Consider the following 19695-nt stretch of genomic DNA (forward strand, 5'->3'; position numbering starts at 1 on the left):
ACGGCGGCCGTGCGCCCGGGCTCGCGCGCGTCGACGCCGCGTCGCGGGCGGCGCATCCGTCGCACTCGGCATCCGTCGTACTCGAAGAAGCACTGACTTCCGTATGGCCACCGGGGGACTAAGCTCTATGCAGGCGTGATCGACGCCGGCCGCTACCGGTTCCGCTCACGCCGCCCGCGCTGCTCCCGCTGCGTGCAGCGATTGCGCACATCTTCGGCGCAGCCTGCCGCGCGGCGATTCCAGCCGCGCGGCCAGCGCCCGCCGCCGGACGCGCCGCGTTCCCGGCCACGCCGCTCGCGGCGACGCCCGAAGGCGGTGCGCCGGCGATCGTTGGCGGGCAGGCCGCGGGCAATTCGCGGGCAGGCCACGGGCAGGCCGCGGGCAAGTCGTGGCCGCGCTCGCCTCTGTATCGGGCGTAAGGCCCGATCGAAACGTGCGGATCGCGAACGCAGGCGCGAGCGCAAACGCAAGCAGTATCGCCGCACGAGCACGGCGGCGAGCGACGTAACCGACGGAGAAAGCAGCATGATCGAGCTACACGGACTCCAGGTCGACGAAGGTCTTGCCCGGTTCATCGAGCAGGAGGCGCTGCCCGGCACGGGCGTCGACGCGAGCGCGTTCTGGCGGGGCTTCGCCGCGCTCGTGCACGACCTCGCGCCGCGCAACCGCGCGCTGCTCGCCGAGCGCGACCGGCTGCAGCGCGAGCTCGACGGCTGGCACCGCGCGCACCCTGGACCGGTGCGCGATCCGCGCGCCTACCGCGCGTTCCTCGAGCGGATCGGCTATCTGGTGCCGCCGCCCGAGCGTGTCGCGGTGACGACGGCGAACGTCGACGCCGAAATCGCGTCGCAGGCGGGGCCGCAGCTCGTCGTGCCGCTGTCGAACGCGCGCTACGCGCTGAACGCGGCGAACGCGCGCTGGGGCAGCCTGTACGACGCGCTGTACGGCACCGATGCGCTGCCCGAGGACGGCGGCGCGACGCGCGCGGGCCCCTACAACCCGGTGCGCGGCCAGCGCGTGATCGACTACGCGCGCGATTTCCTCGATCGCGCGGCGCCGCTCCTGCACGGCTCGCATCGCGACGCGCTCCGCTATCGCGTCGAGGGCGGCAGGCTCGCCGTCGACACCCGCGACGGCACGAAAACGCTCGCGCGCCCCGGGCAGTTCGCCGGCCACCAGGGCGAGGCCGACGCGCCGGGCGTCGTGCTGCTCACGCACCACGGGCTGCACATCGAGATCCGGATCGACGCGTCGGCGCCGATCGGCCGGAACGATCCGGCGCACGTGAACGACGTGGTGCTCGAGGCGGCGGTGAGCACGATCATCGATTGCGAGGATTCGGTCGCGGCCGTCGACGCGGACGACAAAGTTCAGCTCTACCGCAACTGGCTCGGGCTGATTCAGGGCACGCTGACCGAGGCGGTCGACAAGGGCGGGCGCACGTTCACGCGCCGCCTGAACGCGGACCGCGAGTACCGCGCGCCCGACGGCTCGACGCTGACGCTGCACGGCCGCTCGCTCCTCTTCGTGCGTAACGTCGGCCATCTGATGACGACGAACGCGGTGCTCGGGCGCGACGGCAACGAGATTCCGGAAGGTGTCCTCGACGGCGTCGTGACGACGCTTTGCGCGATGCACGATCTGCAGTCGAAGCGCAACTCGCGCACGGGCTCGATCTACATCGTGAAGCCGAAGATGCACGGGCCGGCGGAAGTCGCGTTCGCGGACGCGCTGTTCGCGCGCGTCGAGGATCTGCTCGGCTTGCCGCGCGACACGATCAAGATGGGGATCATGGACGAGGAGCGCCGCACGAGCGTGAACCTGTCCGCGTGCATCGCGGCGGCGCCGGCGCGCGTCGCGTTCATCAACACGGGCTTTCTCGACCGCACGGGCGACGAGATGCACAGCGCGATGGAAGCCGGGCCGATGTGCCGCAAGGGCGACATGAAGTCGTCCGCGTGGATCGCCGCGTACGAGCGCAACAACGTGCTCGCCGGGCTCGCGGCCGGGCTGCGCGGCCGCGCGCAGATCGGCAAGGGCATGTGGGCGATGCCGGACCTGATGCGCGCGATGCTCGAGCAGAAGATCGCGCATCCGCGCGCGGGCGCGAACACCGCGTGGGTGCCCTCGCCGACCGCGGCGACGCTGCACGCGCTGCATTATCACGAGGTCGACGTGCAGGCGGTCCAGCAGGAACTCGAAACGATCGACTACGCGCGCGAGCGCGACGCGCTGCTCGACGGCCTGTTGACGATTCCCGTCGTCGAGCGCGCCGCGTGGAGCGAGGACGAGATCCGCGCCGAAGTCGAGAACAACGCGCAGGGGATTCTCGGCTACGTCGTGCGCTGGGTCGAGCAGGGCGTCGGCTGCTCGAAGGTGCCCGACATCCACGACGTCGGCCTGATGGAAGACCGCGCGACGCTGCGCATCTCAAGCCAGCACATCGCGAATTGGCTGCATCACGGCGTCGTGACGCGCGCGTTCGTCGATGCGGTGTTCGAGCGGATGGCGCGCGTCGTCGATGCGCAGAACGCGGGCGACGCGCACTATCGCCCGATGGCGCCCGACGGCGCGAATTCGTACGCGTTGCGCGCCGCACGCGCGCTCGTGCTGGAGGGGCGCGACCAGCCGAGCGGCTATACCGAGCCGCTGCTGCACCGTTACCGGCTCGCGTTCAAGCGGCACCTGCAGGCGGGCTGACGCGGCGGCGGGGCGCTCCGCCGCCCGCCGCCATCGCCGCGCGTCCGGCGAAGACGCGCGTGCAAGGATGCGAGCGCACGCGGGCGGCGCGCGAAGCGCCGCCGACGACAAGGCCGACGACAAGGCCGACGACAAGGCCGACGACAAGGCCGACGACAAGGCCGACGACAAGGCCGACGACAAGGCCGACGACAAGGCCGACGACAAGGCCGACGACAAGGCCGACGACAAGGCCGACGACAAGGCCGACGACAAGGCCGACGACAAGGCCGACGACAAGACCGACGACAAGATCGACGACAAGACCGACGACAAGACCGACAACAAGACCGACGACAAGACCGACAACAAGACCGACAACAAGATCGACAACAAGATCGACAACAAGATCGACAACAAGATCGACAACAAGATCGACAACAAGATCGACAACAAGATCGACGACAAGACCGAGACAGGAACCGTTCCGAGGGGAGACAGGAGACAACATGAACCCTTCAATCGCACTGCCGGCGGGGATCGCGTTCGCCCAGCCGCTGACCCCCGTCGCCCATTCGCTCGCGCTGTCGTTTCTCGTCGCCGTGCTGCCGATCGCGGTCGCGCTCGCGATGCTCGGGCTGTTCCGCCGTCCGGCGTGGCAGGCGTCGCTCGCGGGCCTCGCGACCGGCATCGTCGTCGCGGTCGCCGTCTGGGGGATGCCGGTCGGGCTCGCGCTGGACGCGGTCGGCGCGGGCATGGCGCTCGCGCTGATCCCCGTGATGTGGATCGTGTTCAACGCGCTGCTGCTGTACAACATCGCGGTGAAATCGGGCCGCTTCGACCAGTTCCGCCAATGGATGCTCGATCATCTGCCCGACGATCGCCGCCTCGTGCTGCTCGTCGTCGCGTTCTCGTTCGGCTGCCTGCTCGAAGGCATTTCCGGCTTCGGCACGCCCGTCGCGATCACGAGCGCGCTCCTGATCGCGCTCGGCTTTCCGGCGATCGAGGCGCTCACCTTCGCGCTGATCTTCAACACTGCGCCCGTCGCGTTCGGCGCGCTCGGCGTGCCGATCACCGTGCTCGGCGCGGTGACGTCGCTGCATCCGGACACGCTCGGCGCGATGGTCGGCCGCCAGCTGCCGTTCTTCGCGCTGCTGCTGCCGTTCTACGTTGTCGGGATCTACGGCGGCCTGCGCTCGATCGGCCGGCTGTGGCCGGCGCTTTTCGTGTCCGGCGGCAGCTTCGCGCTCGCGCAGTTCGTCACGTCGAACTTCATCAGCTATCAGCTGACCGACGTGCTGTCGTCGCTCACGTCGCTGATCGTGACGATCGGATTCCTGAAAATCTGGAAGCCGCGGCCCGATCCGCAGTTCGCGATCCCGCGCGGCGACGCGGCCGTCGGCGCGGGCGCCGCGCACGGGCGCGTCGGTTACGGCGGCTGGCTGCCGTGGCTCGTCGTGTCGGTGATCGTGATCTTCTGGGTGCACGCGGGCGTCGCCGCGATCGGCGACATGAAGATCAAGTGGCCCGGCTTGCACGACGCGGTCTACATGACGCTCTATCACAAGCCGTACGTGGCGATCTGGGATTTCCAGCCGCTCGGCACCGGCACCGCGATCCTGCTGTCGGCGATCGTCACGGCCGTGTGGACGCGCACCGGCGTCGCGAGCTTCTTCGGCTGCGTCGCGCAGACGTGGCGGCAGACGCGCATCGCGATCGTCACCGTGATGATGATCGTCGGGCTTGCGTACCTGCTCAACTATTCGGGGATGAGCTACACGCTCGGGATGGGCGTCGCGTCGACGGGCGCGCTGTTCCCGCTCGTGTCGGCCACGCTCGGCTGGATCGCGGTGTTCCTGTCGGGCAGCGACACGTCGGGCAACGCACTCTTCGGCAACCTGCAGGTCGTCGCCGCGAAGCAGCTCGGCTTCGATCCGGTGCTGATGGCCGCGACGAACTCGTCGGGCGGCGTGATGGGCAAGATGATCTCGCCGCAGAACATCGCGACCGGCGTGTCGACGACCGATCTGAAAGGGCAGGAAGGCGTCGTGTTCGCGCGGACCTTCTGGCACAGCGTGATCCTCACGCTGCTGCTCGGCGTGCTCGTGTTTCTCCAGCAGCACGTGCTGAGCTGGATGATTCCGGCGCTGCCGCATTGACGGCGCAGGGGGCGGCGCGCGCGTCGGCGGGCGGATCGCGGCGGCGCGCGGCGCGTCGCGGCGCGTCGCGGGACGGCGCGGGACAGCGCGGGACGGCGCGCTTTTTTCCCGCGATTTTCCGCGCGCGGTGCGCGCCAGGCGATCACGAAACGCGGCCGGTCGGGCGCAATGGTGCGTTCGAATTCACTCGACGGCGTCGCCGGACGCGAACGGCGGGGCGATCCGGCTCGCGTTCGCCGTGGCGGTACGACAAGGCGGTGTGGCGCGCTTCGGCGCATGCCGGAACGCGGGCGAAGTGGCATTTCGCGCCGCGATCGAATGCGATGCGGGACGTGCTAATTGTCGAGTGCCAAGTGCCAAGTGCCAAGTGCCAAGTGCCAAGTGCCAAGTGCTATGTGCTATGTGCTATGTGCTACGTGCTACGTGCTACGTGCTACGTGCTACGTGCTACGTGCTACGTGCTACGTGCGGCGTGCGGCGTGCGATGTGCGGCGTGCGATGTGCGATGCGCGACGCGCGGGCCGCGACGCACGGCATGGCGTGACGTCGCGAGCCGCCGCCGGGCCAATCGTCACGTCTTTTCGGCGCGCGACAGCCGTGCGCGTCGCCCGCCGGCCATGCGCGCGCCGGCCTGAACGCCGCCCGCGCCGGCTGCCGCGCCGCGCTCACTTGCGCCGCTGCGCCTGCGCGGCGAGCCGCACGGCCGCGTTCGCCGCGCCGTACCCGTCGTAGCCACCGCGCCGCTCGACGAGCTCGAACGAAAAGCGGTTGTCGACGAGCTCGGTGTACGCGTGCAGGAACTCGCCGCCCGCTTCGTCGCGGTCGTAGAGCAGATGATGGCGGCTGAGCGTATCGATCGTCTCGTCGGGCAGCGCGTAGCGCGCGGCGAGATCGTCGTAGTAATTGCGTGGAATCCGCAGGAACGGCACGCCGTCCGCCGCGAATTCGGCGATCGCCGCGACGATGTCGTCGGTGCGGAACGCGACGTGATTGAGCCCCGTGCCGCGATAGCGCTCGAGCGACTGGACGACGGCCGTATGCCGGTCCACCGACGCGTTCAGCGCGATCCGCACCGAGCCGTCCGGGCTGCGCACCGCGCGGCTGCGCACGAGCCCGTACGGATCGGGCACGAGCCAGTTGCGCTCGGCCTCGAAGCCGAACGCGGTCTTGAAGAACAGCACCCACGTGTCGAGCGCGTCTGCGGGCAGCGCGAGGCACACGTGATCGATGCCGGCGAGCGGGCCGACCTCGCTCGGCCCGTCGATGTCGGTGAGCACGAAGTCCGATTCGTACAGCGTCGGCGCGCCGGGCGCCTCGTCGACGAAATATTCGAGGCTGCCGTCCGGCGCGCGCACGCTTGGCAGCACGCGCTCGTTCGGGCCGACGCGGCCCGAGAACGGCGCGTAGCCGTAGCCCGCCGCGCGCTCGAACGCGAGCCGCGCGTCGTCGACGCGAAACGCCGACGCGCACAGCGACAGGCCGTGCTCCTGAAAGAACGCGTCGGCGAACGAGTCGCGCTCGGCGTTCAGCACGATCGACGCCGCGCCGTGCTGATAGAGCGTCACGTCCTTCGACCGGTGGCGGCCCGCGCGCCTGAAGCGCAGCTTGCCGAGCCAGCCGGCGACGTTCTCGGCGGCGGCCGCGTCCACCGCGAATTCGATGAACTGGAAGCCGACGTGCGTGGGCGCGGGCGGCGGCGCGAAGAGCGGCTGCGACGGCCTCGGGGCGATGCGCGAGCCCGCGCCGCGCGCGGCTTCCTGCCCGGCTTGTGCGGCGTGTCCCGTTTGTTCCGCTTGTCCCGCCTGCCCCACTTGCCCCGCCGGCGCCCGCCTTGCTTCGCGGGCGAGCCGCGCGCGCGTCGTTTCTTCGAGATAGAGCAGCGACCGGTAGCCGTCGGCCGCCGTCAGCGCGGTCGGCGCGGCGCGCAGGCCGTCGTTGAAGATTTCGAGCGACAGCGGCCCTTCGTAGCCCGATTCGATCACGCGCGCGGTGAATTCCGCGAGGTCGAAGTCGCCCTGGCCCGGAAACGACCGGTAATGACGGCTCCATTCGAGCACGTCCATCGCGAGCTTCGGCGCGTCGGCGATCTGCACGAACGCGATCCGGCTGCCCGGAATGCGCGCGATGCCGTCGGGCGAATCGTCGAGCGACAGCGTGTGGAAGCTGTCGAGCGCGAGCCCGAGGTTCGGATGGCCGACCGCGTCGACGAGCCGCCACGCGTGGCCGTAGGTCTTCACGTTCCGACCCCATGCAAGCGCCTCGTACGCGACGACGACGCCCGCCTCTTGCGCGGCGCGCGCGAGCGCGCCCAACTGGTCGACGAGCAGCGCGTCGTCGCCGAGCGCGTCCGGCGACACGTTGCTGCACACGAGAATGCGCTCCGCGCCCAGTTCGTGCATCAGCTCGAACTTTCGCTTCGCGCGTTCGAGATTGCGCGCGAGGCGCTCGGGCGGCACGCCCTCGAAGTCGCGAAACGGCTGGAACAGCACGATGTCGAGGCCGAGATCGGCGGCGATGCGGCGCACGTCGGCGGGCGAGCCGTCGAAGTACAGCAAGTCGTTCTCGAAGATCTCGACGCCGTCGAAGCCGGCCGCGCGGATCGCGTTGAGCTTCTCGACGAGCGTGCCGGACAGCGACACGGTGGCGATCGAACGCTGCATGGTGAGTTTCCTGCTGGTGAGGGACGGCGCGCGGCCGGTTGCGCCGCGCCGCTGGAGGAGGCACGTTGCCGGCCGCGCGCCGTCGAAGGTCGGAAAGGCGCGAGTCGCAGAGTATACGAACTAACTAGATGGTACAAATTATAGAAAACCCGGAAAGACTTTGCGCAAGCGCAAGCGCACACTGACGCCGGATCTTGACGACGCAGGCGCGTTCGTCTACGGATGCGTACCCGTTTTTTACCGGAGTGTCATACATGAGCAAGCCGAAGGTGCTGGTCCTGAACGGGCCGAACCTGAACCTGCTGGGCAAGCGCGAGCCGCACATCTACGGCTCGGAAACGTTGCAGGACGTCGAGCGCCGCTGCGCGGACGCCGCGCACGCGCTCGGCCTCGCGCTCGAGTTTCGCCAGTCGAACGCCGAGCATCAGCTGATCGACTGGCTGCACGAAGCGCGCGAGCGCGTTGCGGGCGTGGTGATCAATCCGGCCGCGTACACGCACACGTCGGTCGCGATCGCCGACGCGCTCGCCGCGCTCGGCAAGCCGATCATCGAAGTGCACATCTCGAACATCCACCGGCGCGAGGCGTTTCGCCACCATTCGTTCGTGTCGGCGGTCGCCGACGGCGTGATCTGCGGCTGCGGCACCGAAGGCTACGTGCTCGCGCTGCAGCGGATCGCGACGCTGATCGGGCGGGAGGGCGCGCGATGAGTGGACGTTCGTTTCTGATCGGCCTGATCGGCTCCGGGATCGGCGGTTCGCTGTCTCCCGCGATGCACGAGGAGGAAGGCCGCCGCCAAGGCTTGAACTACGTGTACCGGCGCATCGATCTGGACGCGCTGCGGCTGACGGCCGACGCGCTGCCCGAGCTGCTCGCGGCGGCCGAGCGGATGGGCTTCGACGGGCTGAACATCACGCATCCGTGCAAGCAGCGCGTGATCGAGCTGCTCGACGAGTTGTCGCCGGACGCGGCCGCGCTCGGCGCGGTCAACACGGTGCGCTTTCTCGGCGGCCGGCGGATCGGCCACAACACCGACTGGTCGGGCTTCGCGAAGGCGTTCGCGCGCGGGCTGCCGGGCGCGCCGCTCACGCGCGTCGCGCAGCTGGGCGCGGGCGGCGCGGGCGCGGCCGTCGCGCATGCGGCGCTGACGATGGGCGCGGCGGAGCTCGCGCTCTTCGACGTCGATCCGGCGCGCGCACGCGCGCTCGCCGATCAGTTGCAGGCGCGCTTCCCGCAAGCGCGCCTGAGCGCGGGCGGCTCGCTCGCCGAAGCGCTCGCGAGCGCGAACGGCCTCATTCACGCGACGCCGACCGGCATGCTCAAGCATCCGGGCCTGCCGCTGCCGGCCGAGTTGCTGCGCCCCGACCTGTGGGTCGCGGACATCGTCTATTTCCCGCTCGAAACCGAGCTGATCCGCACGGCGCGCGCGCTCGGCTGCCGCACGCTGCCGGGGGGCGGCATGGCGGTGTACCAGGCGGTCGACGCGTTCGAGATCTTCACCGGCCGCGCGCCGGACGCCGAGCGCATGTTCGAGCACTTCCAGGCGCTCGTCGCGCGCTGAATTTCCCAACCAGACAGAACGACGGATACAACAGGAGACATCGATGCCCCAGCCGATCAACACCGACGCCGCGGCGAGCGCGGCCGTCGCGACCGCCCGCGCGCCGGGCGCCGCGCAGCCGCGCTCGAATGCGCGCTACCGGATTCTCGCGCTGCTCGCGATCGGGACGATGATCAATTATCTCGATCGCACGGTGCTCGGCGTCGCGGCGCCCGGCCTGACGAAAGAGCTCGGCATCGGCGCGGCGGCGATGGGCGTGATGTTCTCCGCGTTCTCGTGGACCTACGTGCTCGCGCAGGTGCCGGGCGGCCTGCTGCTCGACCGCTTCGGCAGCAAGATCACCTATTACTGGTCGATGACGCTGTGGTCCGCGTTCACGCTGCTGCAAGGCTTCGTTCACGGCGTCGCGCCGCTCCTCGCGTGCCGGCTCGGGCTCGGCTTCTCCGAAGCGCCGTGCTTTCCGACCAACAGCCGCGTCGTCGCGACCTGGTTCCCGCAGAAGGAGCGCGCGATGGCGACGGGCACCTACACCGTCGGCGAATACATCGGCCTCGCGTTCCTGAGCCCCGTGCTGTTCGCTCTGATGGGCGCGTTCGGCTGGCGCTCGCTCTTCTGGGTCGTGGGCGGCGTCGGCATCGTGTTCGGCTTCGTCTGGTGGAAGTTCTATCACGAGCCGCAGGACCATCCGCGCGCGAACGCGGCCGAACTCGCGTACATCGAGGGCGGCGGCGGCCTCGTGCAATCGTCGCGCGACGGCCGGCGCGCGAAGTTCAGCTGGCGCATCGCCGGCCGGTTGCTGAAGAAGCGCCAGCTCGCGGGCATCTGCCTCGGCCAGTTCGCCGGCAACTCGACGCTCGTGTTCTTTCTCACGTGGTTCCCGACCTATCTCGCGACCGAGCGCCACATGGGCTGGCTCAAGATCGGCTTCTTCGCGGTGATGCCGTTCATCGCCGCGTCCGTCGGCGTGATGTTCGGCGGGATCTTCTCCGACTGGCTGCTGCGCCGCGGAAAGTCGGCGAACGTCGCGCGCAAGCTGCCGATCATCGCGGGCCTGCTGCTCGCATCGACGATCGTGCTCGCGAACTACGTGCAGAGCAACGAGGCGGTGATCGCGATCATGTCGGTCGCGTTCTTCGCGCAGGGGATGGCCGCGCTCGGCTGGACGCTCGTGTCCGACATCGCGCCCGAAGGGCTTCTCGGCGCGACGGGCGGCATCTTCAATCTCGCCGCGAACCTCGCGGGCATCGTCACGCCGCTCGTCGTCGGCTTCATCGTCGCGGCGACCGGGTCGTTCGTCGGCGCGCTCGCGTTCATCGGCGTCGTCGCGCTGATCGGCGCGCTGTCGTACATCTTCATCGTCGGCGACATCAAGCGGATCGAACTGTAAGCGGCGCGCGCCGAATGAACCGCGCGCGCGGCCCGATTGGATCGCGCGCGCCGTTTTTTCCGCGTCGGGGCGGATCGCGGTGGGCAGCTCGCGGCCGGATCGACGACGGCGCGCGCGCTCGGCCGCCGTCGCGTTTGCGCGATGCGCCGGCGCGCTCGACACGTGCCGTCCGTTGCCCCGCCGCGTCCGGGGCGACTTCGCCGCCTCTGTATTGCCGCGTCCGCATCACCACCTCCGATTACCACCTCTGCATCACCACCTCCGAATTACCACCTCCGAATTACCACCTCCGAATTACCACCTCTGCATCACCGCTTCCACATCACCGCATCGCAATCCCGAGCGACTTCAGCGCGCCGCCGATCGCCGCCACCGCCCCCCGCATCTCGTCCGCGCCGATCGCGCCGATGCAGCCGACGCGAAACGTGTCGGCCGTCGTCAGCTTGCCCGGATACAGCACGTAGCCGGCGTCGCGCACGGCCGCGTAGAACGCCGGGAACGCATACGCGGGATCGGCGGGCGCGTGGAACGTGACGATCACGCTCGCCTGCGCGCGCGCATCGAGAAACGGCTCGAAGCCGAGCGCGCGCATTCCGTCGATCAGCGTCGCGCAGTTGTTCGCATAGCGCGCGCCGCGCGCCGGCTGCCCGCCTTCGTCGAAGAACTGGTCGAGCGCGGCGCGCAGCGCGGCGAGCACGTGCGTCGGCGGCGTGAAGCGCCATTGCGACGTGCGCTGCATGTATGCGTATTGGTCGTGAAGATCGAGCGCGACCGACGCGGAGCGCCCTTCGGACGCTTCGAGCAGCGCGCGCCGAACGATCACGAAGCCCATGCCGGGCACGCCTTCGAGACACTTGCCGCTCGCCGAGATCAACGCGTCGACGCCGCTGTCGGCGAGCGCGATCGGCAGCGCGCCGAACGAGCTCATCGCATCGACGATCAGCGCCTTTCGGCGCGCGCGGCAGACGGCCGCGATGCCGTCGAGCGGATTGAGCAGCCCGGCGCTGGTTTCCAGATGCACGAGCGCGACGTGCGTGATGCGCGGATCGCACGCGAGCGCATCGTCGATCGCCTGCGCGCTCGCCGGTTCGTCTTCGGCGAACGGCAGCTCGACGTGCGCGATGCCGAGCCGGCTCAGGATCGTCGCGATCCGCGCGCAGTACGCGCCGTTGTTCGGCACGAGCACGCGGCCGTCGCGCGGCACGAGCGAGCCGAGCGCCGCCTCGACCGCGAACGTGCCGCTTCCCTGCAGCGGCACGCAGACGAAGGCGTCGCCGCCGCCCGCGATCCGCACGAGGTCCGCGCAGACGCTCAGCGTCAGCTGGTTGAAAGCGGCGTCCCACGAGCCCCAGTCGCGCAGCATCGCGTCGCGCGTCTTGCGCGACGTCGTCAGCGGGCCCGGCGTCAACAGGATCGGATCACGTGCGTGCATGGCGTCGTCACTCCAGGAAAGGTCGAATCGGGTGGTTCGATGATGTGGAGGATATTGGCGAAATGTGTCGTTTTTTGGAAATCGAGTCAATCGTCACGGCGCTGTCATCGAACGCTGTGATGCTTCGGGTGCCGCGAAAGACCGGAGCGTCCGGCCGCGGCGGGACGGCGGCGCGGCCCGCGCGGACGGCGATTTGCGCCGTTCGGCCGTTCGTGGTTCCACCCTACGGAGAAGCGACATGACGGATTCGAAGTTCCCGCGCGGCGGCGCCTGGCGCCGCTTCGCGCTCGCCGCCGGCGCGGCCGCGCTGTTGCAAGGCGTTGCGACGCACGCGCAAGCGGCGGCGGTCGTGCTGTACACGGCGGACGGCCTCGAGAACCTGTACCGCGACGTGCTGCCCGCGTTCGAGAAGCAGGAAGGCGTGAAGGTCAACATCGTGACGGCGGGCAGCGGCGAAGTGGTGAACCGCGCGAACGTCGAGAAGGGCTCTCCGAAGGCCGACGTGATCGTCACGCTGCCGCCGTTCATCCAGCAGGCGGGCCAGCTCGGCCTCCTGCAGCCGTACCGCAGCGTCAACTACAAGAACGTGCCGGCGATCGCGAAGGCGGACGACGGCTCGTGGGCCACCTTCGTCAACAACTACTTCTCGTTCGCGATCAACCCGTCGGTCGTGAAGAGCCAGCCGAAGACGTTCGCCGATCTGCTGCATCCGGATTACAGCGGCAAGCTCGCGTACTCGAACCCGGCGACGGCGGGCGACGGGATGGCCGTGATCATCCTGACGAGCGCGCTGATGGGCGAGGACAAGGCGTTCGACTATCTCGCGAAGCTCGAGCGCGGCGTGAAGTTCCACACGAAGGGCACGGGCTACCTGAACGTGCTGCTGTCGCGCAACGAGATCGCGGTCGCGAACGGCGATCTGCAGATGGATCTCGACGACGCCGAGCACGGCGGCCTGTCGATCAAGCCGATCTTCGTTTCCGCGAAGGACGGCGAGCCGCCGACGACGTTCCAGCTGCCGTACGCGATCGGCCTCGTCAAGAGCGGCCCGAACCAGGACGCGGGCAAGAAGCTGATCGACTACCTGATGTCGACCGACGTGCAGGCGAAGGTGCCCGACATGTTCGGCATCCCGGGCCGCACCGACGTGCCGCTCGCGGGCAAGAACGGCGAGGCGGTGAAGCGCGCGATCGCCGGCGTGAAGCTGATTCCGGTCGACTGGAACGCGGTGATGGCGAAGAAGCCCGTCTGGACCGAGCGCTGGAAGAAGGAAGTGATCGGCGATTCGGGCAAGCAGACCGAAGTCGTCAAGCCGAAATGAGCGGACGCCGCGGCCGCGACAAGCCGACGCGATGACGCGTCGAAGGACGAAACCTGTTGGATACCGCTAGTCTCACCCACCACGGCGCGTTCGATGCGGCGCGCCCGCACGCGAGCCCGCACGCGGGCTCGCCGGGCGGCGTGCGCATCGAGCACTTGAGCGTGCGTTACGGCGCGCGCACGGTGCTCGACGACCTGTCGCTCGACATCGGCGCGGGCGAGCTGCTCGCCGTGCTCGGCAAGAGCGGCTGCGGCAAGACGACGTTGCTGCGCTTCATCGCCGGCTTCGTGAAGGCGGACGGCCTGACGGGCACGCTCGCCGTCGCCGGCCGCGACCTGACGCATGCGCCGCCGCACAAGCGCAATCTCGGATTGCTGTTTCAGAACTACGCGCTGTTCCCGCATTTGACGGTGTTCGAGAACGTCGCGTTCGGGCTGCGCGCGCGGCGCATGTCGTCGTCGGAAATCGCGCGGCGCGTGGCCGATGCGCTCAAGCTCGTGCAGCTCGGCGACGCCGGACATCATCTGCCCGCGCAGTTGTCGGGCGGCATGCAGCAGCGCGTCGCGCTCGCGCGCGCGCTCGTGATCGAGCCGGACGTGCTGCTGCTCGACGAGCCGCTGTCCGCGCTCGACGCGAACCTGCGCGCGTCGGTGCGCAGCGAGCTGAAGGCGCTGCACGAGCGGCTGCCGAACCTGACCGTCGTCTGCGTGACGCACGATCGCGACGATGCGCTCGTGCTCGCCGACCGCGCGCTGCTGATGCGCGACGGCCGCGTCGCGCAGCTCGGCACGCCGCAGCAACTGTACGACGCGCCCGCCGACGGCTTCGTCGCGCGCTATCTGGGCGCGGCGAACCTGCTGCCGCCGAACGTCGTGTTCCCGTTCGGCGATCCGCGCCACGACGTGCGCGACAAGGTCGCATGCGTGCGGCCGGAGCGCCTGACGGTGTGCCCGCTCGGCGTCGGGCGGCTGCACGGCACGATCGCGTCGGTCGAATGGCACGGCGCGGCGCTGTCGCTGACCGTGACGCTCGATGCGGCGTGCGACGAGCCGGTGCTCGTCTCGATGCAGCGCGGCCGGGGCCCGGCGCCCGAGCGCGGCGCGCGCGTGTCGCTCGATTGCGAGGCGGACGATGTCGCTCTTATCTCGCCTTGAGCCGCGCGCGGCGCTCGCCGACGATCCGGCTGCGCACGCCCGCATCCGCGCATCGGCCGACGCGCACGACGCCGCCGCGCGCCGGCGCGAGCGCGGCGCGAACGCGCGCGTCGTCGCGCTCGCGGCCATCGTGCTCGGCCCGCTCGTGCTGTATCCGCTCGCGCGGCTCGTGCTGCTGAGCGTGCTCGGCGACCACGGCCCGACGCTCGCCGCGTACCGGGCCTTCTTCGCGAGTCACGACGTGCGCGACGTGCTCGGCACGACGCTCTGGGTGCTCGTCGCGAGCGCGGGCACCGCGTCGGTCGTCGGCGTGCTGCTCGCCGCGCTGCTGTTCTTCCGGCCGTTTCCGGGCGCGTCGCTCGTCACGCGCTTCCTCGAGCTGTACGTCGCGTTCCCGTCGTTTCTCGTCGCGTTCACGCTGATCTTCCTGTACGGCTCGCAAGGCTCGGTCAGCATCGCGCTGCAGCGCGTTCTCGGCCTCGACGCGCCGCCGCTCGATTTCCTGTTCGGCGCGGGCGGCGTGATTCTCGCTCAGACGGTGTTCTACACGCCGTTCGTCGTGCGGCCGACGCTCGCGTCGTTCGCAACGCTCGATCCGCGGCTCGTCGAAGCCGCGTCGAGCCTGGGCGCGAACGGCTGGATGCTCGCGCGGCGCGTCGTGCTGCCGCTCGCGTGGCCGGGCATCGCGGCGGGCGTGATCCTGTGCTTCCTGCTCACGCTGAACGAATTCGGCATCCTGCTCGTGCTCGGCAGCGCGAAGCTCGTCACGCTGCCGGTGGCGATCTACAGCAGCGCGACCGTCGACATCGATCTGCCGGCCGCGGCCGCCGGCGCGGTCGTGATGCTCGCGATGTCGCTCACGCTCTACGCGCTGTACCGGCGAATGAGCCGGCGCGCGAGCGAAGGAGGGCGCGATGTCCGCTGAATTCCCGGCGCGCGCCGCCGCGGTGCCGCGCCGCGAGCCGCGCTGGACCGATACGGCGGCGCGTGTCGCGTCGCGCGCGCTCGTCGCGCTCGCGGCCGTCGCCTGCTGCTGGCTGTTCGTGCTGCCCGTCGTCGTCGTCGCGTTGTCGAGCGTCGCCGAGCACTGGTCGGGCACGATCCTGCCGGCGGGCTACAGCCTGCGCTGGTTCGAGCGCCTCGGCCGGCCCGAATTCGACGCGCTCGCGGCGAGCCTCGAGATCGGGCTCGGCGTCGCCGCGCTCGGCACCGCGCTCGGCATCGCGCTGGCGCTCGCGCTCGAAGGGCGCAGCCGGCGCGGCATCGGCGCGCTCGTCGACGCGCTCGTGATGCTGCCGAACGGCGTGCCGAGCGTCGTGCTCGGGCTCGCCGTGCTGATCGCGTATCACGCGAAGCCCGTCGATCTGTCGAGCTCGCCCGCGATCGTCGTGCTCGTGCAGCTCGCGCTCGTGCTGCCGTTCTGCTACCGGTGCGCGGCCGCCGCGTTGCGCCCCGAGCTGACCGTGCTGCGCGAGGCGGCGGCGAGCCTCGGCGCGCCGCCCGCGATGGTGTTGCGCCGCGTGCTGCTGCCGCAGCTCGTGCCGGCGATCCGCGCGAGCCTCGCGCTCGGCTTCGCGCTGTCGCTCGGCGAGCTCGGCGCGACGCTGACCGTCTATCCGCCCGGCTTCGCGACCGTGCCGATCGTCGTGATCGGCGACGTCGAGCGCGGCTACTACCTGCCCGCGTCGGCGCTGTCGCTGCTGCTGCTCGGCGCGTCGCTCGTCGCGCTCGTCGCGATCGCGGCGCGCGCGCCGCGGCCGGGGCGGTGAGCGCGAGGCGGCGCGCGCGTTGCGCGTAACATGAACGAAAGGCCCCCCAGGGCGGACACCATGAATCGACACATCGAAGTCAACGGGCGCGTCTACCGGATGCCGGCCGAGCCGACCGTCGCCGTCTGCGTCGACGGCTGCGAGTACGCGTATCTGGAAGAGGCCGCGAACGCGGGTGTCGCGCCGTTCATCGCGCGGATGCTGCGCGAAGGCTCGGCGTTCGACGCCGACTGCGTGATCCCGTCGTTCACGAACCCGAACAACCTGTCGATCGTGTGCGGCGCGCCGCCGTCGGTGCACGGCATCTGCGGCAATTTCTTCTGGGATTCCGACGCGCAGGGCGGCGCGGGCGCCGCGGTGATGATGAACGACCCCGCGTACCTGCGCGCGGGCACGCTGCTCGCCGCGGCGGCGGACGCGGGCGCGCGGGTCGCGGTCGTGACCGCGAAGGACAAGCTGCGGCGGCTGCTCGGCTGGCGAATGCGCGGCGTGTGCTTCTCGGCGGAGAAGGCGAATCAGGCGAACCTCGGCGAGAACGGCATCTGCGACGTGCTCGACTTCGTCGGCCTGCCGTCGCCCGACGTCTACAGCGCGGCGCTGTCCGAATTCGTGCTCGCGGCGGGCGTGCGGCTCGCGCAGAGCCGGCGCGCGGACCTGATGTACCTGTCGACGACCGATTACGTGCAGCACAAGTGCGCGCCGGGCAGCGACGGCGCGAACGCGTTCTACGCGATGATGGACCGCTACCTCGCGGCGCTCGACGCGCTCGGCTGGGCGATCGGCGTGACCGCGGACCACGGGATGAACGCGAAGCACGATCCGCGCACGGGCGCGCCGAACGTCGTCTATCTGCAGGACGCGCTCGACGCGTGGCTCGGCCCGCGCCGCGCGCGCGTGATCCTGCCGATCACCGATCCGTACGTCGTCCATCACGGCGCGCTCGGCTCGTTCGCGACGATCTATCTCGAGCAAGACGCCGACGCAGCCGCGCTCATCGGCCGCCTGCGCGCGCTCGACGGCATCGAGCTCGCGCTCGGCAACGCGACGGCCGCCGGGCGCTTCGAGCTGCCGGCCGACCGGATCGGCGACGTCGTCGTCGTGAGCCGGCGCGACGTCGCGCTCGGCACGCGCGCGAGCGAGCACGACCTGTCGGGCCTGACGGTGCCGCTGCGCTCGCACGGCGGCCTGTCCGAGCAGCGCGTGCCGCTCCTGTTCAATCGCCGGATCGAGGGCGTCGAGCCGGACCGCCGGCTGCGCAACTTCGATCTGTTCGATCTCGCGCTGAACCGGGCCGTGCAATGACGGCGGCGCTCCTTCGCGACCATCCGGCGTTTCGCGCCGAGACGCTGCGCTGGTGCGGCGAGCGGGCGGCGCGCGCCCGGACGCTCGACGTATTCGATCCGTATTCGGGGATGCGCGTCGGCACGGCGCCGCTCGCGTCGGTCGACGACGTGCGGTGCGCGTTCGACTACGCGGCCGCCTATCGGCCGGCGCTGTCGCGCTACGAGCGCTCGCAGATCCTCGAGCGCGCGGCGGCGCGGCTGAACGCATGCGCGGAAGAAGCGTCGACGCTGATTTCGCTCGAATCGGGCCTGTCGAAGCAGGATTCGCGCTACGAGATCGGCCGCGTCGCGGACGTGTTCAAGTTCGCGTCGATCGAGGCGCTGCGCGACGACGCGCAGAGCTACTCGTGCGATCTGACGCCGCACGGCACGTCGCGCCGCGTGTTCTCGCAGCGGCAGCCGCTCGACGGCGTGATCGTCGCGATCACGCCGTTCAATCATCCGATGAACCAGGTCGCGCACAAGATCGCGCCCGCGATCGCGACGAACAACCGCGTGATCGTGAAGCCGTCGGAAAAGGTGCCGCTGTCGGCGCTGTATCTCGCCGACGTGCTGTACGAAGCGGGATTGCCCGAGCCGATGCTGCAGGTGCTGACGGGCGATCCGCGGGAGATCGCCGACGAGCTGCTCACGCACCCGAGCGCGACGCTGATCACGTTCACGGGCGGAGTCGCGATCGGCAAGTACATCGCGGCGAAGGCGGGCTACCGGCGCATCGTGCTCGAGCTGGGCGGCAACGATCCGCTGATCGTGCTCGACGACGCCGACCTCGAGCGCGCGGCGGCGCTCGCCGCGCAGGGCTCGTACAAGAATTCGGGGCAACGCTGCACGGCGGTCAAGCGCATCCTGGTGCAGAAGGGCGTCGCGCCTCGCTTCACGGAGCTGCTCGTCGAGAAGACCCGCGCATGGACGTACGGCGACCCGTTCGATCCGGCGAACCGGATGGGCACGGTGATCGACGAGGCGGCGGCCGCGCTGTTCGAGGCGCGCGTCGACGAGGCGGTGTCGCAAGGCGCGCGCCTGCTGGCCGGCAACGCGCGGCGCGGCGCGCTGTATGCGCCGACGGTGCTCGATCGCGTCGACGCGTCGATGACGCTTGTGCGGGAGGAAACGTTCGGGCCGGTGTCGCCGATCATCGCGTTCGACACGATCGACGACGCGATCCGGATCAGCAACGGCACCGCGTTCGGCCTGTCGTCGGGCGTGTGCACGGATCGCGCGGACGCGATCGTGCGCTTCGTCAATGAACTGAACGTCGGCACGGTGAACGTGTGGGAGGTGCCGGGCTACCGGCTCGAGCTGACGCCGTTCGGCGGGATCAAGGATTCGGGCTTGGGATACAAGGAAGGGGTCCAGGAGGCGATGAAGAGCTTCACGAACCTGAAGACCTTCTCCTTGCCGTGGTCGTGACGAGATGGCGCTGACACTCGACGACATTCGCGCGCTGTTCGATCGCCACGGCGACATCGCGTACAGCGGCGAGCCGGTGACGCAGCGCGAGCATGCGCTGCAAAGCGCGCAGCTCGCGCAAGAGGCGGGCGCGGGCGACGCGCTGATCGCGGCGGCGCTGTTGCACGACCTGGGGCACCTGCTGAATCTCCAGGGCGAGACGCCGACCGCGCACGGCATCGACGATCTGCATCAGTACTACGTGCTGCCGTTCCTGCGGCCGTTGCTGCCTGACGCGGCGCTGGAGCCGATCCGCCTGCACGTCGACGCGAAGCGCTGCCTCTGCGCGATCGACGCGTCGTATCGCGCCTGCCTGTCGGCGGACTCGGCGCGCAGCCTGCAGCTGCAGGGCGGCGTCTTCTCGGGCGCGCAAGCCGATGCGTTCCTGCAGCGCCCCTACGCGGCGGACGCGATCCGCCTGCGCCGCTGGGACGATCTCGCGAAGGCGGCCGGCAAGGCCACGCCGGACGTGGATCACTACATGCGTGTGGTCGCGCGCGTCGCCGCTTTCTTATAAACGGCCGCGCGAGCGTCGTCCTCTTGTATAAGGATAAGGGCGCTCATATAAGGCAAGGACGCTCGCGAGGACACGGTCGAGCACGGGCGCCGAACCGATGCGCGCGGCCGCACGCATCGGCCGTTTCGCGATCCCGAAGCGTCGGCGCAAAAAACTGTCGAAAGGGGCTTGCGCGTGGGAGGGGTTGTGCCTACAATCACGCCTCTTTCGCGCCAAGCCGAACGCGGCGCGAGAGGGGAAGCGGGAAGTTCCGATGCCGAGGTG

At 70.0% G+C, this 19695-nt stretch carries 14 protein-coding genes and 2 pseudogenes; 12 read left to right on the plus strand and 4 right to left on the minus strand.

Features of this window, described 5'->3' with window-relative positions:
* The first annotated feature begins 525 nt into the window (after nucleotides 1–525).
* A complete protein-coding gene (locus tag WS91_RS10775; RefSeq protein WP_059579941.1) occupies nucleotides 526–2700 on the plus strand; it encodes a malate synthase G in 2175 nt (724 codons plus the stop codon).
* Here WS91_RS10775 and WS91_RS35750 read toward each other — a convergent pair.
* A complete protein-coding gene (locus tag WS91_RS35750) occupies nucleotides 2675–3190 on the minus strand; it encodes a hypothetical protein (protein ID WP_156432351.1) in 516 nt (171 codons plus the stop codon). The two genes, WS91_RS10775 and WS91_RS35750, sit on opposite strands and share 26 nt — an antisense overlap.
* On the opposite strand from WS91_RS35750, the gene WS91_RS10785 reads away from it, so the two are divergent.
* Nucleotides 3189–4838, plus strand: a complete 1650-nt coding sequence (locus WS91_RS10785; RefSeq protein WP_038754932.1) for an L-lactate permease — start codon at nucleotides 3189–3191, stop codon at nucleotides 4836–4838. The genes WS91_RS35750 and WS91_RS10785 overlap by 2 nt on opposite strands.
* A gap of 665 nt (nucleotides 4839–5503) precedes the next feature.
* On the opposite strand, the pseudogene WS91_RS38150 reads toward WS91_RS10785, so the two are convergent.
* A pseudogene (locus tag WS91_RS38150) lies at nucleotides 5504–6574 on the minus strand (4-hydroxyphenylpyruvate dioxygenase family protein); the annotation flags it as partial.
* Nucleotides 6575–6661: 87 nt separating this feature from the next.
* Nucleotides 6662–7498, minus strand: a pseudogene (locus WS91_RS38155) (sugar phosphate isomerase/epimerase family protein); the annotation flags it as partial.
* 254 nt (nucleotides 7499–7752) lie between these two features.
* On the opposite strand from WS91_RS38155, the gene aroQ reads away from it, so the two are divergent.
* The 3 genes from aroQ to WS91_RS10805 are packed head-to-tail and all read left to right on the plus strand — an operon-like array spanning nucleotide 7753 to nucleotide 10446.
* On the plus strand, nucleotides 7753–8208 hold the full coding sequence (aroQ, locus tag WS91_RS10795; RefSeq protein WP_038754938.1) for a type II 3-dehydroquinate dehydratase: 456 nt from the start codon (nucleotides 7753–7755) through the stop codon (nucleotides 8206–8208).
* Entirely contained in the window at nucleotides 8205–9059 is an 855-nt protein-coding gene (locus WS91_RS10800) for a shikimate dehydrogenase (protein ID WP_038754941.1), read from the plus strand. The genes aroQ and WS91_RS10800 overlap by 4 nt, the downstream gene beginning before the upstream one ends.
* 43 nt (nucleotides 9060–9102) lie before the next feature.
* A complete protein-coding gene (locus WS91_RS10805; protein WP_059579933.1) occupies nucleotides 9103–10446 on the plus strand; it encodes an MFS transporter in 1344 nt (447 codons plus the stop codon).
* Nucleotides 10447–10768: 322 nt separating this feature from the next.
* Here the strand turns inward: WS91_RS10805 and WS91_RS10810 are convergent, their stop codons facing one another.
* A complete protein-coding gene (locus tag WS91_RS10810; protein ID WP_059670258.1) occupies nucleotides 10769–11878 on the minus strand; it encodes a 2-aminoethylphosphonate--pyruvate transaminase in 1110 nt (369 codons plus the stop codon).
* Nucleotides 11879–12116: 238 nt separating this feature from the next.
* On the opposite strand from WS91_RS10810, the gene phnS reads away from it, so the two are divergent.
* From phnS to WS91_RS10845, 7 genes are read left to right on the plus strand one after another with little or no spacing between them, the layout of a single operon-like run.
* Entirely contained in the window at nucleotides 12117–13199 is a 1083-nt protein-coding gene (gene phnS, locus WS91_RS10815; RefSeq protein ID WP_038754949.1) for a 2-aminoethylphosphonate ABC transporter substrate-binding protein, read from the plus strand.
* Nucleotides 13200–13255: 56 nt separating this feature from the next.
* Nucleotides 13256–14353, plus strand: a complete 1098-nt coding sequence (gene phnT, locus WS91_RS10820; RefSeq protein WP_038754952.1) for a 2-aminoethylphosphonate ABC transport system ATP-binding subunit PhnT — start codon at nucleotides 13256–13258, stop codon at nucleotides 14351–14353.
* Nucleotides 14331–15278, plus strand: a complete 948-nt coding sequence (gene phnU, locus WS91_RS10825) for a 2-aminoethylphosphonate ABC transporter permease subunit (RefSeq protein ID WP_038754955.1) — start codon at nucleotides 14331–14333, stop codon at nucleotides 15276–15278. The genes phnT and phnU overlap by 23 nt, the downstream gene beginning before the upstream one ends.
* Nucleotides 15268–16122, plus strand: a complete 855-nt coding sequence (gene phnV, locus WS91_RS10830; RefSeq protein WP_059670259.1) for a 2-aminoethylphosphonate ABC transport system, membrane component PhnV — start codon at nucleotides 15268–15270, stop codon at nucleotides 16120–16122. The genes phnU and phnV overlap by 11 nt, the downstream gene beginning before the upstream one ends.
* Nucleotides 16123–16182: 60 nt before the next feature.
* Nucleotides 16183–17424 (plus strand): phosphonoacetate hydrolase, encoded by a 1242-nt coding sequence (gene phnA / locus WS91_RS10835; RefSeq protein WP_414734360.1) that lies wholly within the window; start codon nucleotides 16183–16185, stop codon nucleotides 17422–17424.
* Nucleotides 17421–18875 (plus strand): phosphonoacetaldehyde dehydrogenase, encoded by a 1455-nt coding sequence (gene phnY, locus WS91_RS10840; RefSeq protein ID WP_059670260.1) that lies wholly within the window; start codon nucleotides 17421–17423, stop codon nucleotides 18873–18875. Before phnA ends, phnY begins: the two co-directional genes overlap by 4 nt.
* Nucleotides 18876–18879: 4 nt before the next feature.
* Nucleotides 18880–19431: a phosphonate degradation HD-domain oxygenase gene (locus tag WS91_RS10845; protein ID WP_059670261.1), complete on the plus strand. Its 552-nt coding sequence runs from the start codon at nucleotides 18880–18882 to the stop codon at nucleotides 19429–19431.
* Nucleotides 19432–19695 lie beyond the last annotated feature (264 nt).

The organism is Burkholderia sp. MSMB1498, from assembly GCF_001526245.1.
Lineage (GTDB): Bacteria > Pseudomonadota > Gammaproteobacteria > Burkholderiales > Burkholderiaceae > Burkholderia > Burkholderia savannae.

What these genes read in the sequence shown, in the direction of transcription:
- WS91_RS10775 (WP_059579941.1), top strand. Translation starts at nt 526, where the DNA reads ATGATCGAGCTACACGGACTCCAGGTCGACGAAGGTCTTGCCCGGTTC.
- WS91_RS10785 (WP_038754932.1), top strand. Translation starts at nt 3,189, where the DNA reads ATGAACCCTTCAATCGCACTGCCGGCGGGGATCGCGTTCGCCCAGCCG.
- WS91_RS35750 (WP_156432351.1), bottom strand. Translation starts at nt 3,190, where the DNA reads ATGTTGTCTCCTGTCTCCCCTCGGAACGGTTCCTGTCTCGGTCTTGTC.
- aroQ (WP_038754938.1), top strand. Translation starts at nt 7,753, where the DNA reads ATGAGCAAGCCGAAGGTGCTGGTCCTGAACGGGCCGAACCTGAACCTG.
- WS91_RS10800 (WP_038754941.1), top strand. Translation starts at nt 8,205, where the DNA reads ATGAGTGGACGTTCGTTTCTGATCGGCCTGATCGGCTCCGGGATCGGC.
- WS91_RS10805 (WP_059579933.1), top strand. Translation starts at nt 9,103, where the DNA reads ATGCCCCAGCCGATCAACACCGACGCCGCGGCGAGCGCGGCCGTCGCG.
- WS91_RS10810 (WP_059670258.1), bottom strand. Translation starts at nt 11,878, where the DNA reads ATGCACGCACGTGATCCGATCCTGTTGACGCCGGGCCCGCTGACGACG.
- phnS (WP_038754949.1), top strand. Translation starts at nt 12,117, where the DNA reads ATGACGGATTCGAAGTTCCCGCGCGGCGGCGCCTGGCGCCGCTTCGCG.
- phnU (WP_038754955.1), top strand. Translation starts at nt 14,331, where the DNA reads ATGTCGCTCTTATCTCGCCTTGAGCCGCGCGCGGCGCTCGCCGACGAT.
- phnV (WP_059670259.1), top strand. Translation starts at nt 15,268, where the DNA reads ATGTCCGCTGAATTCCCGGCGCGCGCCGCCGCGGTGCCGCGCCGCGAG.
- phnA (WP_414734360.1), top strand. Translation starts at nt 16,183, where the DNA reads ATGAATCGACACATCGAAGTCAACGGGCGCGTCTACCGGATGCCGGCC.
- phnY (WP_059670260.1), top strand. Translation starts at nt 17,421, where the DNA reads ATGACGGCGGCGCTCCTTCGCGACCATCCGGCGTTTCGCGCCGAGACG.
- WS91_RS10845 (WP_059670261.1), top strand. Translation starts at nt 18,880, where the DNA reads ATGGCGCTGACACTCGACGACATTCGCGCGCTGTTCGATCGCCACGGC.